Below are 1,623 nucleotides of genomic sequence, written 5' to 3'. Positions count from 1 at the left end.
AAGAGACAGGCTTGCAGACTGATAACAGTAGATGCTTATAGGCAAGCATTACCCTTTTATGAAAGGTTTGGTTTTCAGTATATAACCAATAAAGATGAACAAGAAGATGTAAGGCAAATGTTTCTTGATTTGATGTTGATATGACAATAAAATTTGCTGATATACAAATTTATTAATTGAAAAAAGAACTATATGAAAATATCGTATAACTGGTTAAAACAGTATTTGAAATTAGACCTCGCTGCAGAAGAAACCGGCGTAATCCTTACTGATTTGGGTTTGGAGGTAGAAGGTATCGAACCTTTTGAAAGTGTGAAAGGCGGACTAAAAGGTGTGGTAGTAGGATTGGTATTAGAGTGCGAAAAGCACCCGAATGCCGACAAACTGAAAGTTACCAAAGTAGATGTAGGTCAAGAAGCACCACTACAGATAGTATGTGGCGCTCCTAATGTGGCTAAAGGACAAAAAGTGCCTGTAGCTACTATAGGAACTGTACTGTACGACCACGAAGGGAAGCCTTTTGAAATAAAGAAAGGGAAAATACGCGGAGAGGAAAGTTACGGTATGATTTGCGCTGAAGACGAGTTGGGCTTAGGCGAAAGTCACGAGGGGATAATGGTACTCGATGATAAATATGCCGTTGGTACCCCTTGTGCTGAGGTCTTTCAGGTAGAAACTGATGAAGTGTTTGAAATAGGTCTGACCCCTAACCGCGCCGATGCGATGAGTCACTATGGTGTAGCTCGCGACCTGCGTGCGGGACTTATACAAAAAGGTGTATCGCTTGAGCTTATTACCCCTTCGGTTACCAAATTTCACGTAGATAACCGCTCAGTAAAAGTAGATATTGAGGTAACGAACAAAAAACTAGTGCCACGCTATACGGGGGTTGCCATCTCGAACGTGCGAGTAGGCGAGTCACCCGCTTGGTTGCAAAATAGGCTAAAAGCTATTGGCATCACTCCTAAGAATAATGTGGTAGATGCTACTAACTATGTGCTACACGGATTAGGGCAGCCTTTGCACGCTTTTGATGCCGACCATATAGTAGGGCGAAAACTCATCGTAAAAACAGCAGAGGCGGGTACCGTCTTTACTACCCTTGATGGCGTAAAGCGCACTCTTGATGCTGAAGATTTAATGATTTACGATGCTGAAAAACCACTTTGTATAGCAGGGGTATTGGGCGGACAAGATTCAGGTGTAACTCACTCTACTCGGAATGTATTTTTAGAGAGTGCTTATTTTGACCCTGTGTCAGTACGCAAGACTGCTAAAAGACATAGCATTAGTACCGATGCTTCTTATCGTTTTGAGCGAGGCATCAATATAGAAGATTGCAAATACGCGCTGATGTATGCTGCTGTATTGATAGAAAATATAGCGGGTGGGGTTATCTCTTCAGATGTGATAGATTTCTATCCTAAGAAGAAAGACGATTTTCAGGTATTTCTTGCCTTTGAAAATGTAGATAAGCTCATCGGACAGAAAATACCACGCGATACTATCAAATCGATTTTGCACTCGCTTGATATAAAGGTAAGTTCGCTAACCGAACGCGGATTAGGTCTGCTAATACCTTCTTATCGGGTAGATGTACAGCGCGAGGCAGATGTAATAGAA

Annotated in this window: 1 protein-coding gene; it reads left to right on the top strand. The window is 41.9% G+C overall.

Translation table 11 applies throughout. From position 1 onward, the window contains the following. Positions 1-192: 192 nt before the first annotated feature. The coding region (pheT, locus tag HMPREF9074_RS02240) for a phenylalanine--tRNA ligase subunit beta (protein ID WP_034539566.1) at positions 193-1,623 on the top strand (1,431 nt) is incomplete at its 3' end.

The sequence above is a fragment of the Capnocytophaga sp. oral taxon 329 str. F0087 genome, from assembly GCF_000213295.2.
GTDB lineage: Bacteria > Bacteroidota > Bacteroidia > Flavobacteriales > Flavobacteriaceae > Capnocytophaga > Capnocytophaga leadbetteri_A.
Note: the sequence above shows the minus strand (reverse complement) of the source record. Positions and strands in the feature narration are given on the sequence as shown.